The following is a 26,357-nucleotide window of genomic DNA, read 5'->3' as shown; positions in this document are numbered from 1 at the left end:
GGGAGTAGTTCACCTAACTTTCTCAAATTGTAAAGAATTGTTTAGAAAATAAATTTTTTAATTTAATTTATTATTAAATATTTTTAAAGCCGATTTGTTTGATATACAAATGAAAAAAATTTATATAGGATAAATAACTCTGATAATACAAAAAGTCAATATTTATTGGCTTTTTTTTAATTATATATAATATATATGCAATCATAAAAAAAATATATATTATATATCGTTGACACAATTTACGATTGGTATTATAATTAATACATAGTTGAAAATTAAATTAGAGGAAATTATGTTTGGAGGACAAAAAATGGGTATGAGTTTAACATATAAGATTTTGAAAAAAAATCTTCTAAAAGGAGAATTAAAAGCAGGTAACGAAATCGCCGTAAGAGTTAATCAAACACTTACACAAGATTCCACGGGAACGATGGCGTATTTACAGCTAAATGCGATGAATATTGACAAAGTAGCAACGGAAATTTCTGTGGCTTATGTCGATCACAATATGTTACAATCAAGTTTTGAAAATGCAGATGATCATGAATTTATTAAAACATCAGCTGAAAAGCATAATATTGTTTTTTCAAAACCTGGAAATGGGATTTGTCATAGATTGCATTTGGAAAGATTTGGTAAACCAGGAAAAATATTGATTGGTTCAGACAGTCACACACCTACTGGTGGAGGACTTGGAATGCTTGCAATTGGAGCAGGTGGACTTGATGTTGCGATTGGTATGGCAAGAGGACTTTATTATTTGAAAGTTCCAAAAGTTTATAACATCGAGCTTAGAGGAAAATTACAACCTTGGGTATCAGCTAAGGATATAATTTTATATGTTTTAAAAGAATTGACAGTAAAAGGTGGAGTTGGATTTGTAATGGAATATACTGGAGAAGGTATAAAATCACTATCTGTTGAGGATAGAGCCACTATTACAAATATGGGAGCTGAATTAGGAGCTACAACTTCAATTTTCCCAAGTGATGAAAATACTAAGACTTTCTTGGAAAAACAATCACGTGGAGAAGATTTTGTAGAATTATTGCCTGATGAGGATGCAGTTTATGATGAAAAATTAGTTGTTAATTTGGATGAATTAGTGCCACTTGCAGCTTTTCCTCATAGTCCTGATAATGTGCATGAAATTCCAAAAGACAAAAAATTGAAAGTTGATCAAATTGCAATTGGTTCATGTACAAATTCATCTTATTCAGATTTTATGAAACTTGCAGCAATTTTAGATGGGAAAAAAGTTCACCCAGATGTGAGTCTTGTTTTATCGCCAGGTTCAAGTAACATTATGAAAATGATTTCAGAAAATGGAGCATTGGCTAAATTTATAGCAGCTGGTGCGAGATTGCTAGAAGCTGCGTGTGGACCTTGTATCGGAATGGGACAAGCACCAAAAACAGATGGAATCTCACTTAGAACATTTAACAGAAACTTCAAGGGAAGATGCGGAACAATGAGTGCTGGAGTTTATTTAGTTAGTACAGAAACAGCTGCTGCATCAGCAATTACAGGATATTTAACAGATCCAAGAGAATTGGGAGCAGAAATTATTATTGATGAGCCAGAAAAATTTGAAGTTTCAGATAATTATTTCATTTTCCCAAATCCTAATGAAGATGAAGCGAAAAAAGAAAGAGAAGCTGTAAAAATTGTTATGGGGCCTAATATTAAGCCATTCCCAATTGGAGAAGAATTAAAAGACAGCTTTACTAAAAAAGTTATTTTAAAAACAGGAGATAATATTACAACAGATGATATTTGTCCATCGAATGCTGCGTTATTGCCATTCCGTTCAAATATTCCTAAATTATCTGAACACTGTTTTGAAACAATTATTCCAGATTTCAAAGAAAGAGCTGAAAAAAATGATGGTGGAATCGTTGTCGGTGGAGAAAATTATGGACAAGGTTCTAGCCGTGAACATGCTGCATTATTACCACTTTATCTTGGTATAAAAGCTGTTATTGCAAAATCATTTGCAAGAATTCACAAAGCAAACTTGATTAACAGTGGAATTATACCATTAGAATTTGAAAATGTAGAAGATTACAACAATATAGATGAATATGACGAATTACAATTATCAGATATTCCAAATTCATTGATAAATGGAAGATTTATTGTTAAAAATCTTACTAAAAATATCGAATTTCCTGCTAAATTCAATGGTTCAGAAAGAGAACTTAAAATCTTGAAATTTGGTGGATATTTGAAATTCGCTACAAGTGATGAATTTTTGAGTTAAAACGTGAATAGCAGTAGTTCTAATTTGATTTTGAGTCAAAAAATTTTGAATAAATTAGCTCTTTATTTAAACTAGAATTACTGTAATTTATATAAAAAAATAATTTAGAAAGAGTGGAAGATAATATGAAAAAAATTACATTAATACCTGGAGATGGAATTGGATATGAAATCTCTGAAAGTTTAGTAAAAATCTTTGATGCAGCGAAAGTTCCTGTCGAATTTGAAACTGAAAATGCGGGGTCGGATGTTTATGAAAAAACTGGAGAACTTATACCTGAAAGTCTTTATGAAAGCGTTGAAAGAAACAAAATTGCAATAAAGGGGCCTATTACTACACCAATTGGAAAAGGTTTTAGAAGTATAAATGTGTACCTTAGAAAAAAATACGATTTATACACAAATTTTAGACCTTCTAGAAATTTGCCTGGAATTGAAACTCGATATGATAATATTGATTTGGCTATTTTCCGTGAAAATACTGAAGGAATCTATATTGGTGAAGAAAAATATGAAAATGAAGAAAAAACTAGTGCAATTGCTGTGAAAAGAATTACGAGAAAAGGAAGCGAAAGAATTATTAGAAGTGCTTTTGAATATGCAAAAAATAATGGAATTTCAAAAGTTACAGTTGTTCATAAAGCAAATATTTTAAAATTCACTGATGGAATGTTTTTGGATATCGCAAGAGAAATTTCAAAAGAATATGAAAACATTGAGCTAGAAGAACTTATTATTGACAATATGTGTATGCAACTTGTTACAAATCCTGAAAGATTCAAAGTAATTGTTACAATGAATTTATATGGAGATATTTTATCTGATTTAGTAGCTGGACTTGTTGGAGGACTTGGAGTTGCACCTGGGGCTAATATTGGAGATGATATCGCTATTTTTGAGGCAGTACACGGATCAGCACCTGACATTGCAGGACAAAATAAAGCAAATCCGCTTGCATTGCTACTTTCTTCAATCGAAATGTTAAAATATTTAAAACTTGATGATTTTGCTAAAAATATTGAAAGAGCCATTTTAAAAACATTAACTGACGGTTGTAAAACAGCAGATTTAGGTGGAAATGCTACAACTACTGAATTTACAGATAAAATTATTGAAAATCTGAAATAAGGAGTTGGTGAAAACATGAAAACTGATTTTATTAATGAGCTGGGAGTTATGTTCACCGAGAATAATTCTATTTCAGATGACATTTATAATAAATTAAATGTAAAAAGAGGTCTTAGGAATAAAAATGGGACAGGAGTTCTTGTTGGATTAACAAAAATTGGTTCTGTTTTAGGATACTCAATCGATAAGGACGGAAAAAAAATTCCAGCAGATGGAAAACTTTATTATCGTGGTATTCCTATTGAAAAACTTGTAGCTCAATTTAAAAAGGAAAAAACTTTTTGCTTTGAAAAAACAATATTTTTATTGCTTTTTGGTAAAGTTCCTTCTAATTTTGAATTAAAAATGTTTATCAGTACTTTGAAAGAATACCAGCATTTACCAGATGAATTTATCGAAGATTTCATATTGAGAAAACCGAGTACGGATATAATGAATCAGCTTCAACGGTCTGTCTTGTGTCTTTATACTTTAGACGAAAATCCAGATGATGTTAGTCTTTCAAACTTAATTGATCAATCTTTAAATTTGATTGCAAAATTTCCTAGCCTTCTTGTTTATTGTTATCAAGCGTGTAATTACAAGCATTTTAATAAGAGTTTGATTATTCATAATCCAGTGGAAGAATATAGCATTGCACAAAATGTTCTTCATATGCTTAGAAGCGATAATCAATTTACAGAATTGGAAGCTGAAGTTTTAGACTTGATTTTAGTTATCCATGCAGAACACGGAGGAGGAAACAACTCAACTTTTACTTCTCATGTGGTTTCTTCGACTAGAACTGATACATATTCGTCGATTTCTGCCTCAATTGGAGCCTTGAAAGGACCTATGCACGGTGGAGCAAATTCTATGGTTACAAAAATGGTGGAAGATATTAAGAAAAATACTAATCCATATGATGAAGTTAAATTAAAAGAATATTTGAAAAAAATATTTAATAAAGAGGTATTTGATAAAAAAGGTAGAATTTATGGTATGGGACATGCTGTCTACACAATTTCGGATCCTCGTGCTGTATTACTAAAGAAAAAGGCTTATGAATTAGCAAAAGAAAAAAATGCACTTGAAGAATTCGAGTTATTTTCAAATATTGAAAAACTTACAAAAGAAATTGGAAAAGAGACTAAAGGAAAAAATTTCGAAATTTGTGCAAATGTTGATTTATATTCAGGATTTGTATATAAACTTTTAAATATTCCACAAAATATTTTTACCCCACTTTTTGCTCTTGCTAGAATTGCTAGTTGGAATGCGCATAGAATGGAACAAATTTTAGTTGATAAGAAATTAATCAGACCAGCTTATAAGGCAATCGATGAAGATGGGAATGTTTTGTTATAAATTTTTAAATAGCAGAATAATTATTAATTTTTTTACAAGGGTAATATAAAATAGAATTTTTATTTTTTAAGTGGGTTTAGTATAAGATGGGGAGAAAGTTTTGTTCTCCTTGTTTTTTTATTATAAATTGATTTTTATTTATCCGAGCCATTGTTATTTTTCAATTTTTGAGATATAATAAAAATGATGTTTCTTGAAAGGAGATATGTCTGTGAGCAAATATAAAGAGGTTTATAATGATATAAGGGAAAAAATTACAAACGGAACGTTCAAGGCAAGAGAATTTTTAGAAAGTGAGTCTGAACTGGCACGTAAATATTCGTATTCTAAAGATACAATAAGAAAAGCGCTTTCTATGCTTGAATTGGATGGATATATTCAAAAAATTAAAGGGAAAAATTCAATGGTCTTGGAAAATGGACGGTTTAAAAACAGCTTATCAAATCTTAGGACTTCAAAGGAACTTAACAAAATTGAAAATATTGATATTGCTACTAATTTGGTTGAATTGGATGTTGTTAGTGGAATTAAGGAAATTATGGATATTTTTGAAGTATCTGAAGATGTTTCGTTTTATAAGGTTTCACGTATTCGTATTTTGGATGGGGAAGCTCTTGAGTATGAAACAACTTATTTTGATAGAAGGATTGTTCCGTTTCTGGATAAAAAAATTGCAGAAAATTCAACTTATGATTATCTTGAAAAAAAATTACATCTAAAAATATCCCATTCACGACGTGAAATAAAATTTAGATATGCAACTGAAGATGAACAAAAATATATGGATTTAAAGGATTTTAATGCGGTTATCGTAATTGAAAGCCACACTTACTTGTCTAATGGGACACTATTTCAATATGGAGTAAATTCCTACAGACCAGACAAGTTTGTATTTTCAACAGTAGCAAAAAGATAGGTTGGTGAAAATTTGTGAGAATTTTAGTAATTGAAGATGAAAAAAATTTGAATGATATAATTGTTAAAAGATTAATTTTGGAAAAATATGGTGTTGACACTTGCTTTAATGGAAATGATGCGCTTGAATATATTTTTTCAACTGAATATGATGTTATTGTATCGGATATTATGCTGCCTGGAATAGATGGATTTGAGATTTTAAAGAGAATAAGAGAAAAGGGGATAAAAACGCCAGTTTTACTGCTTACTGCATTAGATGGAATTGAAGACAGGGTAAAAGGGCTTGATTATGGAGCTGATGACTATTTGGTAAAACCATTTGCATTTGATGAACTGATGGCTAGAATAAGAGTGCTTTTACGAAGAAATTCAACAAACGGAAATTCCAATGCAAGTAATATATTTTCAATTGCAAATTTAACGGTAAACTGTAATTCTCACGATGTTTTTCGTGATGATGTCCCAATAAAACTTTCAACAAGGGAATTTACAATTTTGGAATATATGATAAGAAATAAGGAAAGAGTATTATCTAGGGAGCAAATTGAACAGCATATATGGAATTATGACTATGAAGGCGGTACAAATGTTATTGATGTCTACATTAGATATTTAAGAAAAAAAATTGATAAGGATTTTGAGCCTAAATTAATTCATACGGTTCGTGGGATTGGCTATGTTCTGAAAGTCGAGTAAATTAAAAGTTAAATCAATTTATTATTTAGAAAATTTTAAAAAATAAAAACTAAAAAATTTAAAATAGGAAAGTAAAGGTATGAAGAGATTTGTTAATAGTAATTGGATACAGTTAAAAATAGGTCTGTGGTATATGGGAATTATGATTCTGCTTGTAATTTCTTCATTGTATATTGTATTTTATATAAGTGAAAATATTATTCATTCAAGCGTGCGAACTTATTTAAAGGATGTTGTAATTCATAGGCTGGACTATTTAACGATAAAAAATGGAGAAATTATAATTGACAGTAATTTTGATACAATGATTCAGAATGTAGAAATTTCCATTTATGATAAGGATTTTAAATTTCTTTATGGAAATTCTCCAAATGGATTTGAGATGGATAATAAAAAGTCGAAGGATGATAAAATTATAATTGTAAAAAGTCATAATCAAAAGTGGTATGTTTACAATAAAATGATTAATCTTGGAAGTTATGGAAAAGTATGGATTCGAGGAGTAATGCCTAATATTGGACAGTCTAGTGCCATTGAAACGGTCATTCATATTTCTTTTATAATTTTGCCGTTTTTTCTTATACTTTCAGCAATTGGAGGATATATTATTACTAAAAATGCCTTTACGCCAATTAAAAAAATTAGAAAAATTGCAGAAGAAATTAATGAGGGGAATGACTTGTCACAGCGGATTGACCTTGGAAAAGGCGATGATGAACTTCACACTCTTGCAAACACTTTTGACGTAATGTTTGACAGGCTTCAGACATCTTTTGAAAATGAAGTGCAGTTTACTTCAGACGTTTCCCACGAATTGAGAACTCCGATTACAGTTATACTGACACAGTCGGAATATGGAAAAAATCATATAAAATCAGTTGAAGAAGCACAAAGATCTTTTGGAATCATTGAAAAGGAAGGGCAAAAAATGTCAAAACTGGTGTCACAGTTACTGACTCTGGCACGTATGGAACGTGGAAAGCAGAAATTGAATCTTGAAAATATCAATTTAAGTGAGCTGCTGGAAATGACTGTGGAAACTCAAATTTGCGCTGCAGAAGCTAAAAATATAAAATTTGTCACAAAAATTGTTCCAGAAATTTATGCAAAGATTGATGAAATGATGATTATACGAGTTTTTACAAATTTGATTTCAAATGCAATTTCCTATGGAAAGCAAAATGGAACAGTTATCGTTGAATTATTTTTAGATGAAAATAAAAATAAAATTATTAGCAGAATTTCTGATGATGGAATGGGAATTCCAAAAGATGAGCTGGATAAAATATGGCTGCGATTTTATCAAGTAGATCCATCTAAAAGTGGTGATAATTCAGGACTTGGACTTTCTATGGTAAAAAAAATTATAGAGCTGCATAATGGAGAAATTTTTGTGGAAAGTGAATTTGGCTTGGGAACAACTTTTACAGTAATTTTGTAAATAAAAACTAAAAAAACAGGGAAGAGTTAGTTGACAAAAATAACAAAAAAATTTATTACTCTGAAATGCCAATTAACAGGGATTAATAGATATATGGAACTAAGAAAATTTAAAAAAATGAAAAGTTCTCATTTTTCTTTAATGTTTATATGGTATTATTAAATTGTCAGAAAGAATGATACATAGCTCAACTTAAAGTATCAGACTTATTTACTCGAGTAAAGCAGTTTAAATAATTAATGTAAAAATGAAAAAATATACTAGTATTATGAGAAATATAGAAATTTTAGTAACTGTATATCTATGAGGAAAAATGTAAAATTATAGATAAATGGACTGTAGGCATTATTTAAAACAGAAGGGAGGCAGGCTTGTGAAAATCAGATTTTTAAAAACGACATTACTTGGAATGTTATTAGCCAGTTTACTAGTTTTTCCGATTGGAAAGGAAAGAAAAAAAGTGAATGTAATCAAGGCAAAGCAGATTGCTCTAGCCAAAGTTCCCGGAGCGACATTTGCGAATGTTCTTGAATTTGATACGGAAGATAATGGATTTTATAAAGGGAAAATTAATTATCGAAATGTTGCTTATAATTTTGAAATAGATATTTACACTGGAAAAATAATTAATTGGAGTGAAGAAAAAAGTAGTAATAAATAAAAAAGAGTTTATGGAGAAAATGATATGATAAATAGAGTAATAAAAAAAGGAAGTTTTAACTATATAGTTACTTTAGCAATATTTCTTATTTCTGTCAGTTTTTTGACAAGGGGAAGTGTTATTGATCAAAGAAATGAAATAAAACTGGTGCCGAAAATTAATATAAAAACTTCTGATACACAAATAACACCAAATAGAGCAAAGGAAATTGCATTGGCACATGCTGGAGTTTCAGAAGCGGCCGCTAATTTTAAAAAAATTAAATTGGATAATAAAAATGGAAAATCTGTTTATGAAATAGAGTTTATTGCAAACAATGCTAGATATGAATTTATTATTGATGCAAAAAGTGGTTCAATAATAAAATTTGAAAAAAGATAGTTAAAGTAAATTGAAAAAAATTAGAATAAAAAAATAAATTAGAAAATATAGATTAAAATGTGAAAAAAATGAAAAAATTAAACAGTAAAAAAATAAAGACTATTTAAAATTTTAAAAATAGTCTTTTTTTGTTAAGAAAATAATACTAAATCCCGTTTAAAAATAGAAACTAGATTTTATATTAATTGCTAACAGCGGGATCTTTATCCCTTGCAAATAGGATTTATAACTAGTCTTACATTTAAATGGGAAATAGTATAAGTTATTTATTATTACATTATTCCAAGATAAGCAGCACCTAAAATTCCTGCATCATTTCCAAGAGTGGCTGTGGCAAGTTTTAAATTTTCAAGAGTTGATGGGAATGCAACATCTTTTAATTTTTCCTTTACACGATCAAATAAAATATCTCCAGAAAGTGCAACTCCGCCACCAATTACAACAATTTCAGGATCTAATGTGCTAAGCAAGTTTCCGATACCGAAAGCCAATTTTTCAGCTTCGTAATCTACAATTTCAAGTGAAAATTTATCATTTTCTTTAGCGGCATCAAATACATCTTTTGCTTCCAATTCTCTGCCTTTTGTCATTTCATAAAGTAAATTTTGCTTGTTTACTGCAAGACGGCTGTTTGCTTCACGGATTATTCCAGTAGCAGAAGCATAGGCTTCCCAGCATCCCTTTTGTCCGCATCCGCATAATTTTCCATTTGGTTCAATTTTTATATGTCCAACTTCTCCACCAGCTCCGTTTTCTCCACTGACAAGTTTTCCATCTACAATAATTCCTCCACCAATTCCAGTTCCGATAGCAAGTCCTAATACATTTTTATATCCTTGAGCAGCACCTTTCCACATTTCTCCAAGTGTGATAACGTTGACATCATTATCAACTTTTACTGGTTTTCCAAGATTTTTTTCAAATTCTAATGCAAGGTCAACTCCATTTTTCCAAGGGAAATTCGCCCAGAATTTAACAATTCTAGAATTTAGCACAGGACCTGGAACTCCTACACCAACTGATGAAACATCATCAAAGCTGATGTTGCTTCCTTCAATTTGAGTAAGCAAAATTTTTGACAATCTTCGAATTGTTTCTGAAAATCCTTCCATTGAATCGGTTTTTACAATAGTTTTAAAAATAATATTACCTTTTTCATCTACAAGTCCAATTTTTGTGTTAGTTCCTCCTAGATCAATTCCTACGTAGTATTTCATAAGTCCTCCTAATTGATTATAATTTTTTTATATATTTTTTATTTTATTTAAAATTAAATAAATTATTATATTAATATTAGTCTACCCCATTTATTTGGCATTGTCAATATTAGGGCCTTACTTTTGTGCCATTTCTTTTGATTTTTCTGTACAGGCTTTAACTGCTTCCATTACAGTTCCTCTAAATTTCCCATCTTCTAATACTTTTAGAGCGGCAATTGTAGTTCCGCCAGGAGAAGTCACTTCATCTTTTAAAATACCTGGATGTTTTTTTGTTTCAAGCATCATTTTAGCAGAACCTAAAACAGCTTGAGCAATAATTTCATAAGCCTTATCTCTAGGCATTCCTTCTAAAACTCCACCATCAGCAAGGGCTTCTATAAACACATAGACGTATGCTGGAAGAGAACCGCTAATTCCAGTATAAACATGCATAAGTTTTTCATCGATTTCTATACTTTTTCCAAAACTGTTCAGCAATTTAAAAATAACTTTCTTCTCATTTTCTTCAATGTTTGAATTAAAGGAAACAGCCGTCATTCCCTCCATAACCTGAGCAGGCGTATTTGGCATAGTTCTTACCACTTTTTTATCACTTCCAATAATTTTTTCAATAAAGTCAATACTAATTCCAGCTGCAATTGACAAAATTATAGTATTTTCATCCAGTTTATCTTTAATCTTTTTCAAAACTATCGGAACAATATTCGGTTTTACCGAAAGAATAATAATATTACTTTTTTCCACAAGTTCATTTTCAGTTTCAGCCCTTTTCACGCCATATTCCTTCACTAATTTTTCAACTTTTTCTTTATTTAAGTCAAAAACAGCTACATCATCACTTAAAAGAAAATTAGAAGTTGTAACACCTTTTAATATCGAGCTTCCCATATTTCCAGCTCCAATAATTCCTAATTCCATTTTGAATCAGCTCCTTTTTTATTTTTTCTATCTCATTTTTTTCTTTTCAATCTTTTGCTTTGAAAATTTTCTTACTTTTTTTATAGACAGTTTCATTAACTCCCAATTTCAAATTCACAAGGCATGCAATCACAAAAAAATAATCTGAAAGTCTATTTATATATTGAAATCCAATTTTGTTTATATCTTCGCCTGCTTCAATTACAGCGGCCATTTTTCTCTCAAGATTCCGTGTACTTGCCCGAATCGAATGAAACATGCTTGAAATCTTGCTTCCGCCTGGAATTATAAAATATTCTAGTTTAGGAAGCAAGGGAATGTATTCATCCATCCTTTGCTCAAGCCATTTCACATCATCAATTTTTTGCTTATATTCTCGCAGTCTGTCAGGTGTTGCAAGATCACTTCCACAGTCAAATAACTGCTGCTGAATATTTTCACATTCCTTGCGGATTTCTCCTAAAATTTTATTTAATTTATCATTTTCACAAATTTCAGCCACAATTACCCCAAGCAACGAGCAAACTTCATCCATCTTTCCATACGCTTTTACCCTAACGTGAGTCTTGCTGACTCGTTTTCCGCCATAAAGCCTTGTAAATCCTTCATCGCCATATTTTGTGTATATTTTCATAAATTCTCAACTTTCTTTATACGAAATTTTTAGTTTTAAAGTTTTTCCAGCAGTCCGACAACTTCAATATGTGCGGTTTGCGGGAACATATCCACAGGCGTAATTTTCTTCAATACATACCCATTTTCAGTTAAAATCTTCACATCCCGTGCAAAAGTTGCAGGGTTGCAAGAAATATAAACAATTTTTTCAATTTTATTCTGTATAACACTCTTTAATGCTGACTCTTCGATTCCTCGTCTTGGCGGGTCAAAAACGATCGCTCCAATATTTTCTCTTTTTAGAATTTTTGGCAGTTCCTTTTCAACTTTTCCATTTACAAATTCCACATTTTGAATGGAATTTTCGTAGGATGTTAATTTTGCTGCAAGAGTAGAACTTTCAACACTTTCAATTCCAATAACTTTTTTTATATTTTTAGAAAGCATCATTGCAATTGTTCCTGTTCCAGAAAATGCGTCAATTACTGTTTTTTCATAAATTTTGCCATTATTTTTGTTATTTTTTTCTTCATTTAAAAATTCAATCGCTGTGTCATAAAGTTTAAGTGCCTGTTTTTTATTAATTTGGAAAAATGAATTTGGATAAATTTTAAATTTTAATCCTTCCATTTCCTCTTCCAAATACTGGCTTCCAAATAAATGAATATTTTTTCCTAAAATCACGTTATTTTGTTCAGTTTTTACGGAAATATAAACTGACTTTATGCACTCATTTTCATCATACATTTCTTCCAGTACTTTTGAAAGCTGATTATATTGGGAATTTTTATTTACAATAACAATTATCATAACTTCATTCTTTTCATTATTTCTAACCATTATTTGCTTCAAAAATCCAGTGTTATTAATTTCATTAAAAACTTTAAATTCTTTTTTTGTACCTGAAAAACTATTTACTTTTTGTAAAAATTTATCAATAATCATTTTTGCAATTTCTGATTTTAAGAGGTTTTCTTTAGCCAGAAAAACATTGTGGGATTTTCTAGAATAAAATCCTGTTTGAATAATCCCATCCTTTTTAAAAAATGGCTCAGCCGTTTTATTTCGATAATTAACCTTTTCATCACTTCCAATAATTTTCCCAACTTGTACATTCTCCAAATCAATTCCTGAAATTTTTGTGAGAACTTCTTCAAGCATTTTATCCTTATACTCAAGTTGTTTTTCATACTTTAACATCCCAAAGTCACAGCCATCGAAATCTTCAAAACTAATTTTGGATAAATCTTCAATCCTATCTTTTGACGGCTCAATTATTCTAGTTATCAGCCCTCTAGCATAAGACTTTTTCACAGAAATAATATCAATTTCCAGTTTATCTCCTGGCACGCTCATTGGTACAAATACAGTAAACCCATCAATTCTTCCAAGACCTTCGCCGCCAAATACTATTTTTTCTATTTCAATTTCCAGCTTTTGCCCAACTTCATAATTATTTTTTATTTTATTCATCTTATTCCTTTTTTATTTTAAATATTCTAAAATATTTTTCAATTGTAATCCCATTCCAATTTTTAAACTTTTCTCATCAATATTAAATTTAGGATGGTGCAAATCGTAAATTAATCCCTTTTCTTCCACTCGTGTTCCCAGTCTGAAAAAACATCCAGGAATTTCATTTAAAAAGTAGCTTACATCTTCAACATCCATTCTAGGCTGCTTTATTAGTTCCAAAGCATTTTTACCATACAAATCAACAATGTTATTTTCCACTCTTTCTGTCATTTCATCATTATTAATTACAGGTGCATAGCCACGTACAATATCAACATTTGCTATTCCGCCTAATGCTTCTACAAACTTAGGCAAGTCTCTTTTTAATGTTTCAATTATAAATGTTCGTGTTTCTTCAGACATTGTTCTAGCTGTTCCCTTCATTTCTACTTTGTCACAGACAACATTATCAGCAAAACCTCCATTAAATGCCCCAATTGTAATTACAGCCTCTTCTCTTGGATCAATTCTTCTGCTGACAATAGATTGAAGATATTCCATAACTTTTGCACCGATTAAAATTGCATCAATTCCCTTGTGAGGCAATGCGGCATGAGCTGAAACTCCATTTATTGTAAGATGTATTCTTGCTGATGAAGCATGTGCCTTTCCATATTTTATTCCAATTTTGCCAAGTTCTATTTCTGGAGCCATGTGCAATGCAAAAAAAGCATCTATTTTTCTATCTTTTTCCTTTTCAAATTCCAATGCTCCAGCTTTTATCATTCTATCTGATCCCCCAGAAGTTTCCTCTGCAGGCTGGAAGAAAAATCTCGCAGTTCCATGCCATTTATCCTTATTTTCTGCCAGAACCTTTGCCACTCCAAGCTGAATAGTTGTATGTGCATCATGTCCACAAGCATGCATTTTTCCAGTATTTTTAGATTTATAGTCAACATCATTTTCTTCAAAAATCGGCAATGCATCAATATCCGCACGAGTAGCAACTGTTTTATTTTCCATATTTTCCTTATCATTATAAATAGTCGCAACAACTCCTGTATTTATAACTTCAAAAAATTCAATACCATTTTTTGTCAAAAATCTTTTTATCAATTTACTTGTTTCAAACTCTTCATCCCCAAGTTCAGGATTTTCATGAATAGTTCTTCTAACTTTTACCATTTCATCATAAATTTTATCAACATTTTCCTTTATAAATTTATTTATCTCTTGTGAATCCATTTTTATCACATCACTTTCTAAAAAATTATTTAATTTCATTATACCAAAAAATATTGGCTTTGTAAATTTTTGAAAAATAAATGAATGAGAAAATAAAATGTTTTGGGCAAAAAATTTTTATAAATATTTTATTTTATAATTTTTTGAAATTACAATTTATCTTGATATTTATTTTTAAATAAAGTAAACTATTAAATAAATGAAATATAATGTTACTATACTTAAATGCTATTAGACTTAGAAATAGTTAATATTTTTGTTCTAAATAATGGAATTAATATTTTTCAAAATATAAAACTGTTTAATTATGAAGAAATACAAAAAGTTTTTTATAAAAAGTTGAGTTTAAAATGTGAGATGTACATTAAAAAGTAGAGCATAGCAGCATAAAATTTGAACATTAATTAAAAGCAGAGAAGGAGTTTTTTAATTATGAAAAAAGATACGTCAATTCAAATACTTCAATTATCAAAAAGATCTTATAATGTTTTAGAAAAATTTAATATTATTACTGTTCAAGATTTATTAACTGTTTCGGTAGAAGATATAAAAAATTTCAAAGGGATAGGAAAAAAATCTATTCAAGAAATATTATCAAAGATAGAAATGCTAAAAGATCATAATTTTGATAATATAGATATTTCTGAAATAGAAATGAAAATATCAAAAGATAAATATTTCACAAATAAATTTGGAGAAAAATATAAAGATATTCCTATTGAGGATTTAGGACTTTCAGAAGAAAGTAAAAATTTTTTAAAGGAACTTGGTATAGAGTATTATTCAGAACTTCTTACCAAGAGTGATGAGGAATTTGAATTACCAGAATATTTGGAAAATACAGTACAAAAGGAAATAAGAAGTATAAGAAGGGATCTTAACATTGAAGTTCCAATAAATATAAGGGGAGATATAAGTATAGATTATTTAAGACTTTCAGCAAGAGCTAAAAATTGTTTGAAGATTGCTAATATTAAATACTGTTCTCAGCTTTTTTATAAAACGAAAGAAGAATTGAAGGCAATAAAGCAAATGGGGGGAAAGACTCTAAAAGAACTGCAAAGATTTAAATTTCTTATATTTTTTTATTTTGGAATACCAGCTAATATTGAAGATAAGGGATCAGAAGAAGAAAAAATTTCAAAAGAAAGTGTTGATTTTTTTAAAAAAGTTGCTGCAATATTAAATTGCAATACTGAAAAGTTGATTTCAAATATTTCTGATCACTATTTTTCTTTTGTGCAGTATACTGATTTAACAGAGGAAAATGATTATAATTATATAACTGAAAATATAGTTTCGCTTTTATGGTGGAAAAATAGTTATGGGAAAGAAAAGTGGTTAAAATATATTATTAGGCAAATATCTAAAAATATTTACGGAATTGAAGAAGATATTTTATGGGAAAGTATTCCTGAAATTTTAAAAGATAAAAAAATATATAAAAAAACTATTGAATATTTATGCGAATCAAACTTAATTAAAAAGTTATATGATGATAGATTTGTAATTGTATATAAAAGTGTTAAAGAAGAAGTGTACAATTATTTGACAGAAAATGAAGCAAATATCTTTTTAAATAGAATTTCTGGGAAAACATTGGAAGAAATAGGAGATACTTTAGAGATAACAAGAGAAAGAGTAAGACAGATTGAAGCAAAAGGATTGAAAAAATTATCTTTTGGAAAATTTAAAGAAGATTTTTTTAAGGATATATATTTAAAATATGATGTGAATAAAGAGGCATTTCTAGTTGCCTTAAGAGAAGAAGAAACATATAACTATTTAAGTTTGAGATATAGAAATGAGTTAAATCAGGTTAAAAATGTGAGAAAATCATTACAGGAGCTTTTAGAAGATGAAGAGATTCCTGCTATAATTCGGAGAGTTTTTGAAAAATTTGTTTATAAAGATTATATTACTTTCGATAAAGAAAGAATACTCGTGGGGAGAGCAAGTTTTACAAATTATATTATAAAGCATTTTGCTAATGATGGAATGTCTTATATTGAATTTAAAGAAATGTATGATATGTTTTTAACTGAATTAGGTTATGAAAAAGAAGAAAGTCTTAAAATTGTGGATAGAAGTTATGAAAATCGTATAAGAGATGATATGAATGTTTTATGGAAACCAAAGAAAAAATTTAGATATTATAATATTTTAGGATATGATTTTAGCGACTTTTTAGAAACTTTAAATTTAAGCCAGTATAAAAATGAGGAATATTCAAGTCTGAAATTTTTTAAAATGTATCCTGATTTAATGAAAATGTATGATATTCGTGATGAATATGAACTTCATAATTTGTTAAAAAAGATATGTACTGTGGATAAATATCCTGAAATAAAATTTGGTAGAATGCCGTCAATAGAATTTGGTAAAGCTGATAGAGAACAGCAGGTAAAAGAGTTGTTGTCATTATTATCTCCTATTTCAAAACAGGACTTTATAAATGAATATGAAGATTTTTATGGGGTTGATTCTAAAACATTTGCAGCTAATTATCTTTCTTACATAGATGAATATAATTGCAGTGGAATATACGATATAAAATTTGAAGAGTATGATGATTCAATTTTTCTTGAGCTAAAAGATATATTATCTGAAGAACTTTATGCAGTTCAAGAAGTTAGAGAAAAAATTGAAAAAACATTTCCAAACTATAAAAAGGAATTTTTGAATCCAATTTTATTAAAAAAATTAGGATATAAAATTTCTGGAGGATATATTGTAAAAAGTCAATATGACTCAGCATCTAGTTATTTTTATCAATTTTTACAAAAAAATGAGATTGTAAAATTGGATGATATATCTTCTAAAATAAAATCTTTGCCGATGTTTATTTCTCAAATTTATAGATTAAAATATGTATATGAAATTATTGAATTTTCACCAAATAAATTTGTTAATTTTAGTAAATTGAAAAAACTAGGAATAACAAAAGAAGATTTAAAACAATATTGTTCAGATGTTTTAGAATTTATAGGAAAAGATAAGTATTTTACAACATTTTCATTGAAGAAAAATGGATTTTATCATGAATTAGATGAACTGGGATTTGACGATTATTTTTATACATCTATTCTTATTGAAGATAAGAATAGAATTTCCTATAGAAGAATAGGGAAAAATAAACTTATGTATAGTAATGGTGAAGGAGCAAATTTTGAAGATTTTTTAGAGCGTATTGTGTATAAACAGGAAAAACTTTATATAGAAGTTTATGACTTAAACGATTTATTAAGAGATGAATATAATATTGTGCTTGATGTGCACGATGTTATTAGTTCTGTAAAGTCTACTTCTATGTTTTATGACCCTATTTCTAAAATAGTGTTTGCAGATTATGAAATTTATTATGAGGTGATATAAATGAATTTATTAGAAAACGATTTAGCAGAAAAGTCTGTATTTAAAACAGAAAATAAAAAAAAATTAGTCATCAGAAATCATTCAAAAGATTATCCAATTTATAAGATTAGATTGGATAAGTTATTTTACAATGATCAAAATGATAGAATTTCCACTTGGATTTCAAGATATAAAATGGAAAATAATATTGATAAAATAGATTATTCTGATAGAGAAAGTTATAATGAAATTATTCATAGGTTTATTACAGAAAGTAATTATAATGCATTAAAAAAAACTCAACAAAATATAAAAGCTATTGGACAGATAGAAGTAGGAGTGGTACTGTTAGATGGACGTATTATTGATGGAAATCGGAGATTCACATGTTTGAGAAATATTGAGAAGGAAACTCATAAAGAGCAGTATTTTGAAGCTGTTATATTGGATTACAGTATTGAGAATAATGAAAAAGATATAAAAATGTTAGAACTTATGTTACAGCATGGTGTTGACGAAAAAGTTGGGTATAGTCCTATTGAAAGATTAGTGGGAATTTATCATGATATTGTGGAAACAAAATTATTAACAACAGCAGAATATGCTAAAAGTGTAAATGATACAGAAAAAAATATAATTTCAGAAGTTGAAAGAGCAAATTTATTAGCTGAGTTTCTAGAATTTATTGATGCAGAAAAACAATTTCATTTGGCTAGAGATTTAGATCTTGTAGATCCTTTAAAGGAATTACAGAAAATGTTAAAAAAAATTAATGATGAAGATATTAAAGAAAATTTGAAGAATGCTGTATTTAGTCAATTTTTAAGCAAACCTGCTGGAGATTTAACTAGATATATAAGAAAAATAAATGATATTGCAGCTAATCTAAAACATTTAAAAGATTACTTGAAAGAGCAATCTCCGATTGTGGAACAAGTTTGTGAAAAATTAGAAGAATCTGATAAAAATGCAAGTAAAAAAATCGGTGAAATAGCAGAAGATAAAAAAATAAAAAATGAGTTTTTGCGTACAACAGAAAAGTATGTTACAAGATCTGCAGGGGAAAAAACTAGAAATGCACCGTTAAAATCTATGGAAAAGGCATGTAATAGTTTAGATGAGATTGATCTTAAAATTTTGGATAAATTAAAAGATGACCAAATAGAAGAATTAAAAGGGAAAATAGATGAGTTAAAGAAAAAAATTGAGAAGTTAGAAGATAGATTAGAAGAGATTGATCAAAAAACTGAGGAGGAAACCGATAGTGAATGATAATTTGACACTTCAATTTGAAAATGATATTTTAGTTCTTGTTTCTTCGATGATTTCTAATTTAAAGAGAAATAGAGTTTATAAATTACAATTAAAAAGATATGTTTCTAGGGATAAGACAGAGGAAAATAAATTATTTTTTAAAAAAGAAATAGGTTATATAAAATATAAAAAAATAATTGAAATAATAGAAAAATATTCTTCAAAAAATAATATTGATTTTCACGTTTCAAAAGAAGTGGAAGAGTACATACAAAAAAGAGAAATATATATTAATGAAAGATCAAGAGTGGGTTTAGGAATTAAAAGTCAGACTGAGGAAATCTTGGAAAAATATAACAGTTATAGAGCTGTTATTGATAGTCAAATGGTAAGAAAATTAAGGGAAAAACAGGCTTGGGATTCATTTTTTATGTTTGCAATGAGAAAATCTGCTAATTTTTCTGTACCAGGTTCTGGAAAAACATCTTCAGTTTATGGAGTTTTTAGTTTTTTATCCTACAAAGGTTTGGTAGATAAAATAGTTATGATTGGGCCTAGAAGTTCTTTTATTTCATGGAAAGATGAATTTTATAATTGTTTTGGTAATAAAAGAAAATTAGAATTATTTAATATTCAAGATTATTCAAATTCAAGAGATAAGAAAAATGCCTTATTGTATAAAGCAGTTCATAAAAAAAATTTACTACTTTTTAATTATGAAAGTTTAGATTCTATTTTGGAAGAGGTAAAAAATATTATAGATGATAAAACACTGCTTGTTTTTGATGAAGTTCATAAAGTAAAAAATCCAAATGGTAAAAGAGCTAAGAATGCTCTCAAAATATCATATAATGCTAGATATACAATAGCATTAACAGGAACACCCCTTCCAAATTCGTATCTTGACATTAAGAATTTATTACATATTTTATATCATGAAGAATACAATGACTTTTTTGGTTTTGGAGATGCCCAGTTAAGGATTCCAAGTGAATATGATATAGAAAATATCAACAAAAAGATAAAACCATTTTTTTGTAGAACAACAAAAAAGCAATTGGAAGTTCCTGAAGTTAATCCAGATATTATTTTACCATGCAAACTATCAGATAAAGAAAATAAAATTTTTAATATTTTATTGTTAAAATATGCTAAAAACAAATTAGCATTAATTATTAGGTTATTACAGTTAGAATCAAATCCTAAAATGTTATTAAAAGCTATATCTGAAAATCAAGAAGATTTTTCAGCTATATTGGATACTACATCAGATCCAGAAGATATTGATTATGTTGATTATTCACAGGATATCAAAGATTTAATAAATTCTTTTGGTAAAACTGAAAAATTTAATTCCTGTATTCAACAAGTAAAGCAACTTAATTCAGAAGGGAAGTCAGTAATTATCTGGTGTATTTTTGTTGATTCAATTCGACAGTTGGCTTCTCAATTGGAAAAGGAGGGAATATCTACAGGTGTCATTTTTGGTAGTACTTCAGAAGAAGAAAGAAAAAATATATTAAATAAATTTAAAGAAAAAGAAATTGATGTATTAATTACAAATCCACATACCTTAGCAGAATCAGTTTCTTTACACTCTGTTTGCCACGATGCAATTTATTATGAATACAGTTATAATTTAGTACATTTATTACAATCAAAGGATCGAATACATCGTTTAGGATTAAAAGAAGGGCAATATACACAATATTATTTTTTACAAAGTATATTTGTAACAAGAGATGGATTTGAATATTCTTTAGATCAAAAAATATATCAAAGACTTTTAGAAAAAGAAAAAATTATGTTAGACGCAATTGATGAAGATATTTTGGAATCTTTAGGAAGTATAGAAGATGATATTGAAGTTATATTTAAAGACTTAAAACTTTAAATTAAATAGTAGGGTTTTTGAGAGTGTAAAAATTTTAATTGACACTCTCTAAAAATCTTCATTTCCCAAAATAAAATTCCTAACCTTTTCAGCAACCTCCTTTTTAGCAAAAAATATTTTCTCATATTTAAAAGATTTAGTAAAAATAAAAGTTAAAGATGAATAACTTCCTCCACGATTATAAACTCTATCAATTTTTATATCAGAAATCCAAGAATAAGGAATTATGTATGCTGGATAGACAGAAAATAAATATCTGTTTCCAATTTTTAAATCACTTTGTGAGACCATTCCAGTTTTAACTATTTTCTCAGAGTTGATAAAATCTTCTTTTGCATAATTTAAAAATCTGTATTTTTCTAAGTTATCTAGCATTTCGGCTAATCTTTTATTCTCTTTCTTTTTCATAAATAAGGCAAATAATAATAGAAAAAGTATAGTAAACCATAAAAAAATAGGAATGCCAAATTTAATAAATACAAATGACATAGGATTGATTGGAAAATCAGGAAACTCTTGTGCAAATTTTAACTCTTTTAGATATTCAGCATACCCACCGAATAAGATATAAATAGTGTCTATTGCCAATAAGAAAATTTCTGCGCAATAAACTGGTTTTGCTGTTCTTTCCATTTTTAATAAATTATAAAAAAATTCTCGTGGTTTTAAGTCTTTTAAGTCATCACTAATTTCAGCGGATATAATTTTTTGCATGTTTCTTTTTCTTAATGATAAAGAAAAAAATATTGATAAAATAAATAAAAATGGTATAAACATTGTTCCTACAATCATTTCATATATTCCCATTTAAAACACTTCCTTTTTAGTATAAAATTTGTTATTTTGAATAAATATAATTAAATTTTTTAAAATTCTATAACTATAATATTCAAAATTTAATTATAGTTAATAGTATACGGTATCGAATATTCCTTCAAAATAGGTGTCAATTTATTAATTTCATCTAAAACCATTTGTTCAGTAACAAAAAATGTAAATTTACTTGTTTGAAAAAATCGTTTGACTACTTTTGAATTTATCGTATGAACCTTTATCAATCCTCTGCAATTATTACGAAAACGACTGCAATAAAATTCTATGTAATCAATATCAGAAAGTGGAATCTTTTTTGTAGGCATAGAGTTTAGGCATAAAATTTCATTTTCTATGTAAAAACATTCCATTGTGTTCTTTCTTTTTATTAAATAGATAATAGTTGTGATACTAATAATAAGTACTACCAATTGCAATATCAACATAAAAATAAACATTATATTTTTCTCCTTATTTTTTAATTTTGTAATTAAAAAAAATTTTTATTTCTAAAATCATATAGACTCTTAGAAATAATCATATAAATCAACAATCATCACATTATATTTTGTAAAATATTTTTTCAGCAAACAATAATCAGTTGGCTTGATAGACATTTCAACAAATTTTTTCTCTTCTTTATCAAAAATTTGAAAAGTAGGATTTCTTTCTTTTCTGCCTTTTCCAGCATTAGCCGCATAAAATTTGGCATAACGGATATTATCAATTTCTATAAATTCTATTTCATTGTTTTCATATAATAATTTTATAATTTTTCCATTTATGATTAAAGAATATTTTCTTTTTTTGAGATTTTCCAAAAAAAAGCTAAAATTGACGGCAATCGTTATAATCATGAAAATAACGAAAAAAATATCTTTTGATGTAAAATTTTTTAACAATTCATTTAATTTAAGATAGAGTATTGTAATAAACATAATAAAGAATAGAATACACAAAAAAATATATGAATTATCTTTTAGTGGATGAATTTCAAATTCATATGGCAATGTCATTTCTTCAAGTTGTTTCAATTTTTTTTCGATGAAATAAATATTTACTTTTATAACAATAGATAAAAACAAAAGAAAAAAAACTGAACCTCCACTATAAATCAAAAATATTATTTGTTTTGGGGAAGTTTTATCTAAAAAATATAGTTGCATTAGAGCAATGATAAAAAATATTAATGATAAAATCAAAAATATTTTTACAAATTTTTTCTGTCTTGGAATATTAGGAATCAACATATCTAATTTTTCATCAAAGATATAACCCCATCTTTTACGATTTTTATCCATTTTATGCCTCCTAATTTTAGTATTTTAAAGTCATTTTATTCTAATTAACAGATATTTCCAAAAATCCTAAAATTTCTTCTTTACTTAACGGCTCAACAAGAATGTATGAAGCGTCAATAAAACGATACTTATCTTTTGGTAATTTTTTTATAAAATCATTATAATCTAATTGACCAATAACTTGATAACTGTTTGGATCATTTTCATCTCCATTAATAGTAACGAAACCTATATTCCAAAAAGCTATGTCATCATTTTTAACGATATCTAAATTATGAAATTCAACACTAGGTTTATAAGGAAGAATTGTTCTAACATTTTCTGTCAGACTATAAGCTCCCATAATTCTTTCATCTTCATCATTTTTATAAAAACGTTGATTTGCCGAATAAGCATCTAAATTTTGAATGTTTCTTACTATTTTTGAAAAAGTATCTATAGGATTATTTGAATTATTTATTTCATCTACCATTTCTTCATTGAAAGAAACAGGTCTAGTTGTACCAAAAATAACATAAGTATCTGATTCTCCACTTTTTATATTTTCTGTAATTACTTTTATTCCATAAAGTATATCTGATTCATAGTCAAATTTATCAATGTTACCAGCAGTATAAACTTCACCTCTCTCATTCAAAATCTCCGAATCAAATTCTTTAGCCAACGCTTTTATATATTCCAATGCCAAAAGCCAATCTTCCCTAGATGACGGCGTAAAAATCCTTACAACATAATTGTTATATTTTGTGTCATAAGATAGCTCAAATCCTCTTGCACTTTCCTTACCGTCTCCTATTAAAAGACACTGATAATTAGAAACTGGAGATAGCAGTAAATCATTAATATCAATATTTCCAGTATTGTAGGTATAAAGTTCCTTATCAAGTAAACTCAATGCAGTTTCAACATTTAAAACGGCTTTATAACCTAAAAATTTTTTCTTGTTTTTCACATAAAAACTTATACTCATTTTTTTATCCTCCATATTTTTTAATTTACTAATTTATTTTATTCAAATTTATAAAAAGATATAATGTATTATTTTACTAATTTATTTAATTTTTCTTTCAACTCATCATCAACTTCAATTTTTTCTAAGTTTTTTGTTATCATTAATTTTTTTATTAGAAAAATAATTGTTACTACAACTACAACAATAAATATCTTTTGAAAAAATTCCATAAATCCTTCATTATAATTTTACTATATTTTACCACTCATTTACAGAATATAAAAGAGCAAGCCTAATTTGTGTCAAAAGTTCTTCCGTAAGACTGTCATATTCACTTTCAAGCCCTTTTTCGTGTGCATAATAAGGAGGGCTGTCATTCCAGGAACTCATTCCACCAAAAACATTAGAAATTTTGGCGGAATAAAAAAGTCTTGCATTTATTTTAGGTATTTTAAAAAGAGTTTGTCCATAAAAAGTATTTCTTATATTTTCAAAACTTTCCCCATTTAAAATGCTAAAAGTTTTTCTAAAGATATTTCCAAAATTTGAAAAATTAATTTTATCAGCCAAAATTGCTATTTTACTTAATACATTTTTAAAATCTTCTGTATTATCATAAAATTTAAGTTTTTCATTGATAGAATTTTCGTATTTGTGAGCAGTATAAGTAACATTCCATCCACCACTTGTTTTCTTCCATTTTGGTGTAAAATAAAGAATCAAATTATTTTTAAAATAGCAAATAAGTTTAATCTTATTTGAATTTAAATCGTCGGGAATATTTAAATTTTTAGATGAGACAGGTAATAAAATTTTTATGTCTTCTAATCCTAAGTTTAAACAATAGTCAAACCATTCTTCAATATTTTCAGCTTTGTAGCTATTTTCTAAAAAATCCACTTTGTTTTTAGAGAATAGAAATTCAATATTTTTTTCATATTCAAAAGGAAAATATTCGATTTTAGTTTTTGTTTTTAAGGCAAATTTTACGGCTAATGTAATATCACAAATTTGTACAATTTCTATATTCATAAAAATAACCTCCATTTGAATATTTTTTATATATTTTGAACACTTCAACAATTTTATCTTATTATATGCTCATCTAACTGAATAAAGCAAACGATTTTTTTATTTTTCAGTTCCTCTATACTTGGTAATATATCGTTTTCCTCGTCATCTTCCAGTCCCACCTGAGCAATTAAATGGTCGGAAAATTCATCTTCGTAAATATCGCAGGTAATAAACGGAACACCTTTAATACACAGGGCATTCTGCACATCTACATAATATATTGTATTTCTAAATACATCAAGGGTTGATTCATTAATAATAATTTTAACTTTTCCAACATAAAAAATTTCTTTTTTCCTTCTAAACATTTCATTATCCTCTCTATAAATATTCTTTTGTTGATAGAGCTTACAAAAATTCCAGATTTTATTAAATATTTTGTTTATTTTATCATAATTTAAAAAAAAATTAAATATATTTAATCAAAGAAAAAAATTATAAAAATAGTATAAATAAATTGAATAAAATTTTTAAAAACATATGCTATAATTAATTATATTAATCAAAATTTATTTAAAATAAATTCAATATTCAAAAAATATTAAAAAAGGAGTAAATATGAAAAAATTAAATTTCAAAATAGAAGAAAAAGAATGTATTTTATATACAAATGAAAATAAAAAGACAGAATATATTTTAATACAGCCTGTCGATGAGCATGATATGCAACTTTTAGACAATGAAGTGAAATATATTTCTGAAAATACAGATAAAAGTTTTAGCTTGGCAGCTTTCAAAATAGAAGACTGGAATAGTGAACTGACACCTTGGGAAATGCCACTTCTTCGTGGAAAAGGAAATTTTGGCGATGGAGCTGGTAAAACATTAGAGTTTATAAAGGAAAAATTGATTCCAAATTTGGTAAAACTTGTGAATATTCAAGAAAATAATGTGAAATATGTTTTAGGAGGATATTCACTTGCGGGATTGTTTTCGTTGTGGTGCGGGTATCAGACAGATATTTTTGCAGGAGTTGTTGGAGCTTCGCCGTCGGTTTGGTATAAGGATTGGATTAAGTTTGTGAAAAATAATGAGATTTTGGCAAAAAATGTTTATTTGAGTCTTGGAGATTTGGAGGAAAAGACTAAACATCAGGTTTTATCGAAGATTGGGGATAATATAAGGGAATATTTTGAGATTTTGAGAAATTCTGAAGATGTGGAAAAATGTATCTTGGAATGGAATGAGGGGAATCATTTTAGGGATTCTGATATACGAATGGGAAAAGGATTTGTTTGGATTTTAGAAAATTGTTAATTTTAATAATTTGAATAATTTAACTCCCCTAAGGGTAGAGGCAGAGGTGAAATTCGATATTTTTCGACTATCTAGTCAGTCTGTAAACAATATACATAATAACCAGAAGTCTAATAAGTTCATCGCTGTTCACTGCTCTAAACCTCCTTTGTATTAAAGTATGAGTTATTG

Annotated in this window: 24 protein-coding genes; 12 read left to right on the top strand and 12 right to left on the bottom strand. The window is 27.7% G+C overall.

Annotation, left to right across the window (positions count from 1 at the left end):
* Nucleotides 1–310: 310 nt before the first annotated feature.
* The 8 genes from FVE74_RS06425 to FVE74_RS06390 all read left to right on the top strand — a co-directional run bounded on the left by FVE74_RS06425 (nt 311) and on the right by FVE74_RS06390 (nt 8,834).
* Entirely contained in the window at nt 311–2,263 is a 1,953-nt protein-coding gene (locus FVE74_RS06425; RefSeq protein ID WP_147003755.1) for an aconitate hydratase, read from the top strand.
* 125 nt (nt 2,264–2,388) lie between these two features.
* Nucleotides 2,389–3,390, top strand: a complete 1,002-nt coding sequence (locus tag FVE74_RS06420) for an isocitrate/isopropylmalate dehydrogenase family protein (RefSeq protein ID WP_147003754.1) — start codon at nt 2,389–2,391, stop codon at nt 3,388–3,390.
* A 15-nt stretch (nt 3,391–3,405) separates the two neighbouring features.
* Entirely contained in the window at nt 3,406–4,737 is a 1,332-nt protein-coding gene (locus tag FVE74_RS06415; RefSeq protein ID WP_147003753.1) for a citrate/2-methylcitrate synthase, read from the top strand.
* Nucleotides 4,738–4,948: 211 nt separating this feature from the next.
* On the top strand, nt 4,949–5,653 hold the full coding sequence (locus FVE74_RS06410; RefSeq protein WP_147003752.1) for a UTRA domain-containing protein: 705 nt from the start codon (nt 4,949–4,951) through the stop codon (nt 5,651–5,653).
* Nucleotides 5,654–5,667: 14 nt separating this feature from the next.
* Nucleotides 5,668–6,351 (top strand): response regulator transcription factor, encoded by a 684-nt coding sequence (locus FVE74_RS06405; protein WP_147003751.1) that lies wholly within the window; start codon nt 5,668–5,670, stop codon nt 6,349–6,351.
* Nucleotides 6,352–6,430: 79 nt separating this feature from the next.
* The gene (locus FVE74_RS06400) at nt 6,431–7,792 is read left to right on the top strand and encodes a sensor histidine kinase (RefSeq protein ID WP_147003750.1); all 1,362 of its coding nucleotides are present in this window, start codon (nt 6,431–6,433) and stop codon (nt 7,790–7,792) included.
* Between the two features lie 373 nt (nt 7,793–8,165).
* Complete coding sequence (locus FVE74_RS06395; protein ID WP_147003749.1) at nt 8,166–8,453, top strand: PepSY domain-containing protein; 288 nt, start codon at nt 8,166–8,168, stop codon at nt 8,451–8,453.
* Nucleotides 8,454–8,477: 24 nt separating this feature from the next.
* Entirely contained in the window at nt 8,478–8,834 is a 357-nt protein-coding gene (locus FVE74_RS06390) for a PepSY domain-containing protein (RefSeq protein WP_147003748.1), read from the top strand.
* A 272-nt stretch (nt 8,835–9,106) separates the two neighbouring features.
* Here FVE74_RS06390 and FVE74_RS06385 read toward each other — a convergent pair whose 3' ends face one another.
* From FVE74_RS06385 to FVE74_RS06365, 5 genes are all read right to left on the bottom strand, one after another.
* Nucleotides 9,107–10,051, bottom strand: a complete 945-nt coding sequence (locus FVE74_RS06385; RefSeq protein ID WP_147003747.1) for an ROK family protein — start codon at nt 10,049–10,051, stop codon at nt 9,107–9,109.
* Nucleotides 10,052–10,168: 117 nt separating this feature from the next.
* Nucleotides 10,169–10,972, bottom strand: a complete 804-nt coding sequence (gene proC / locus FVE74_RS06380) for a pyrroline-5-carboxylate reductase (RefSeq protein WP_147003746.1) — start codon at nt 10,970–10,972, stop codon at nt 10,169–10,171.
* A 46-nt stretch (nt 10,973–11,018) separates the two neighbouring features.
* Complete coding sequence (locus FVE74_RS06375) at nt 11,019–11,606, bottom strand: cob(I)yrinic acid a,c-diamide adenosyltransferase (protein WP_147003745.1); 588 nt, start codon at nt 11,604–11,606, stop codon at nt 11,019–11,021.
* Nucleotides 11,607–11,641: 35 nt separating this feature from the next.
* Nucleotides 11,642–13,060 carry a 23S rRNA (uracil(1939)-C(5))-methyltransferase RlmD gene (gene rlmD / locus FVE74_RS06370; protein ID WP_147003744.1) on the bottom strand — a complete coding sequence of 473 codons (1,419 nt, stop codon included), beginning with the start codon at nt 13,058–13,060 and terminating at the stop codon, nt 11,642–11,644.
* Nucleotides 13,061–13,072: 12 nt separating this feature from the next.
* Nucleotides 13,073–14,287 (bottom strand): M20 metallopeptidase family protein, encoded by a 1,215-nt coding sequence (locus tag FVE74_RS06365; RefSeq protein WP_147004571.1) that lies wholly within the window; start codon nt 14,285–14,287, stop codon nt 13,073–13,075.
* 432 nt (nt 14,288–14,719) lie between these two features.
* Between FVE74_RS06365 and FVE74_RS06360 the strand changes: the two genes are divergently transcribed.
* From FVE74_RS06360 to FVE74_RS06350, 3 genes are read left to right on the top strand one after another with little or no spacing between them, the layout of a single operon-like run.
* Nucleotides 14,720–17,662 carry a DNA-directed RNA polymerase subunit alpha C-terminal domain-containing protein gene (locus FVE74_RS06360; RefSeq protein WP_147003743.1) on the top strand — a complete coding sequence of 981 codons (2,943 nt, stop codon included), beginning with the start codon at nt 14,720–14,722 and terminating at the stop codon, nt 17,660–17,662.
* Nucleotides 17,663–18,913 (top strand): hypothetical protein, encoded by a 1,251-nt coding sequence (locus tag FVE74_RS06355; RefSeq protein ID WP_147003742.1) that lies wholly within the window; start codon nt 17,663–17,665, stop codon nt 18,911–18,913. It begins immediately after the preceding gene.
* Complete coding sequence (locus FVE74_RS06350) at nt 18,906–20,789, top strand: DEAD/DEAH box helicase (protein WP_147003741.1); 1,884 nt, start codon at nt 18,906–18,908, stop codon at nt 20,787–20,789. Before FVE74_RS06355 ends, FVE74_RS06350 begins: the two co-directional genes overlap by 8 nt.
* 48 nt (nt 20,790–20,837) lie before the next feature.
* Here the strand turns inward: FVE74_RS06350 and FVE74_RS06345 are convergent, their stop codons facing one another.
* From FVE74_RS06345 to FVE74_RS06320, 7 genes are all read right to left on the bottom strand, one after another.
* A complete protein-coding gene (locus tag FVE74_RS06345) occupies nt 20,838–21,596 on the bottom strand; it encodes a hypothetical protein (protein WP_147003740.1) in 759 nt (252 codons plus the stop codon).
* A gap of 89 nt (nt 21,597–21,685) precedes the next feature.
* A complete protein-coding gene (locus FVE74_RS06340; protein ID WP_147003739.1) occupies nt 21,686–22,060 on the bottom strand; it encodes a hypothetical protein in 375 nt (124 codons plus the stop codon).
* Nucleotides 22,061–22,129: 69 nt separating this feature from the next.
* On the bottom strand, nt 22,130–22,903 hold the full coding sequence (locus FVE74_RS06335; protein ID WP_147003738.1) for a hypothetical protein: 774 nt from the start codon (nt 22,901–22,903) through the stop codon (nt 22,130–22,132).
* 40 nt (nt 22,904–22,943) lie between these two features.
* Nucleotides 22,944–23,873, bottom strand: a complete 930-nt coding sequence (locus FVE74_RS06330) for a DUF4299 family protein (RefSeq protein WP_147003737.1) — start codon at nt 23,871–23,873, stop codon at nt 22,944–22,946.
* 68 nt (nt 23,874–23,941) lie between these two features.
* The gene (locus tag FVE74_RS11505; protein ID WP_172617419.1) at nt 23,942–24,085 is read right to left on the bottom strand and encodes a hypothetical protein; all 144 of its coding nucleotides are present in this window, start codon (nt 24,083–24,085) and stop codon (nt 23,942–23,944) included.
* 28 nt (nt 24,086–24,113) lie between these two features.
* On the bottom strand, nt 24,114–24,887 hold the full coding sequence (locus tag FVE74_RS06325) for an RNA polymerase subunit sigma (RefSeq protein ID WP_147003736.1): 774 nt from the start codon (nt 24,885–24,887) through the stop codon (nt 24,114–24,116).
* 53 nt (nt 24,888–24,940) lie between these two features.
* Nucleotides 24,941–25,237 (bottom strand): hypothetical protein, encoded by a 297-nt coding sequence (locus tag FVE74_RS06320; protein WP_147003735.1) that lies wholly within the window; start codon nt 25,235–25,237, stop codon nt 24,941–24,943.
* A gap of 250 nt (nt 25,238–25,487) precedes the next feature.
* Here FVE74_RS06320 and FVE74_RS06315 point away from each other — a divergent pair, with 250 nt between their 5' ends.
* Nucleotides 25,488–26,186: an esterase gene (locus FVE74_RS06315; RefSeq protein ID WP_147003734.1), complete on the top strand. Its 699-nt coding sequence runs from the start codon at nt 25,488–25,490 to the stop codon at nt 26,184–26,186.
* Nucleotides 26,187–26,357 lie beyond the last annotated feature (171 nt).

The sequence above is a fragment of the Leptotrichia wadei genome (genome assembly GCF_007990445.1).
Taxonomy (GTDB): domain Bacteria; phylum Fusobacteriota; class Fusobacteriia; order Fusobacteriales; family Leptotrichiaceae; genus Leptotrichia; species Leptotrichia wadei_A.
Note: the sequence above shows the minus strand (reverse complement) of the source record. Positions and strands in the feature narration are given on the sequence as shown.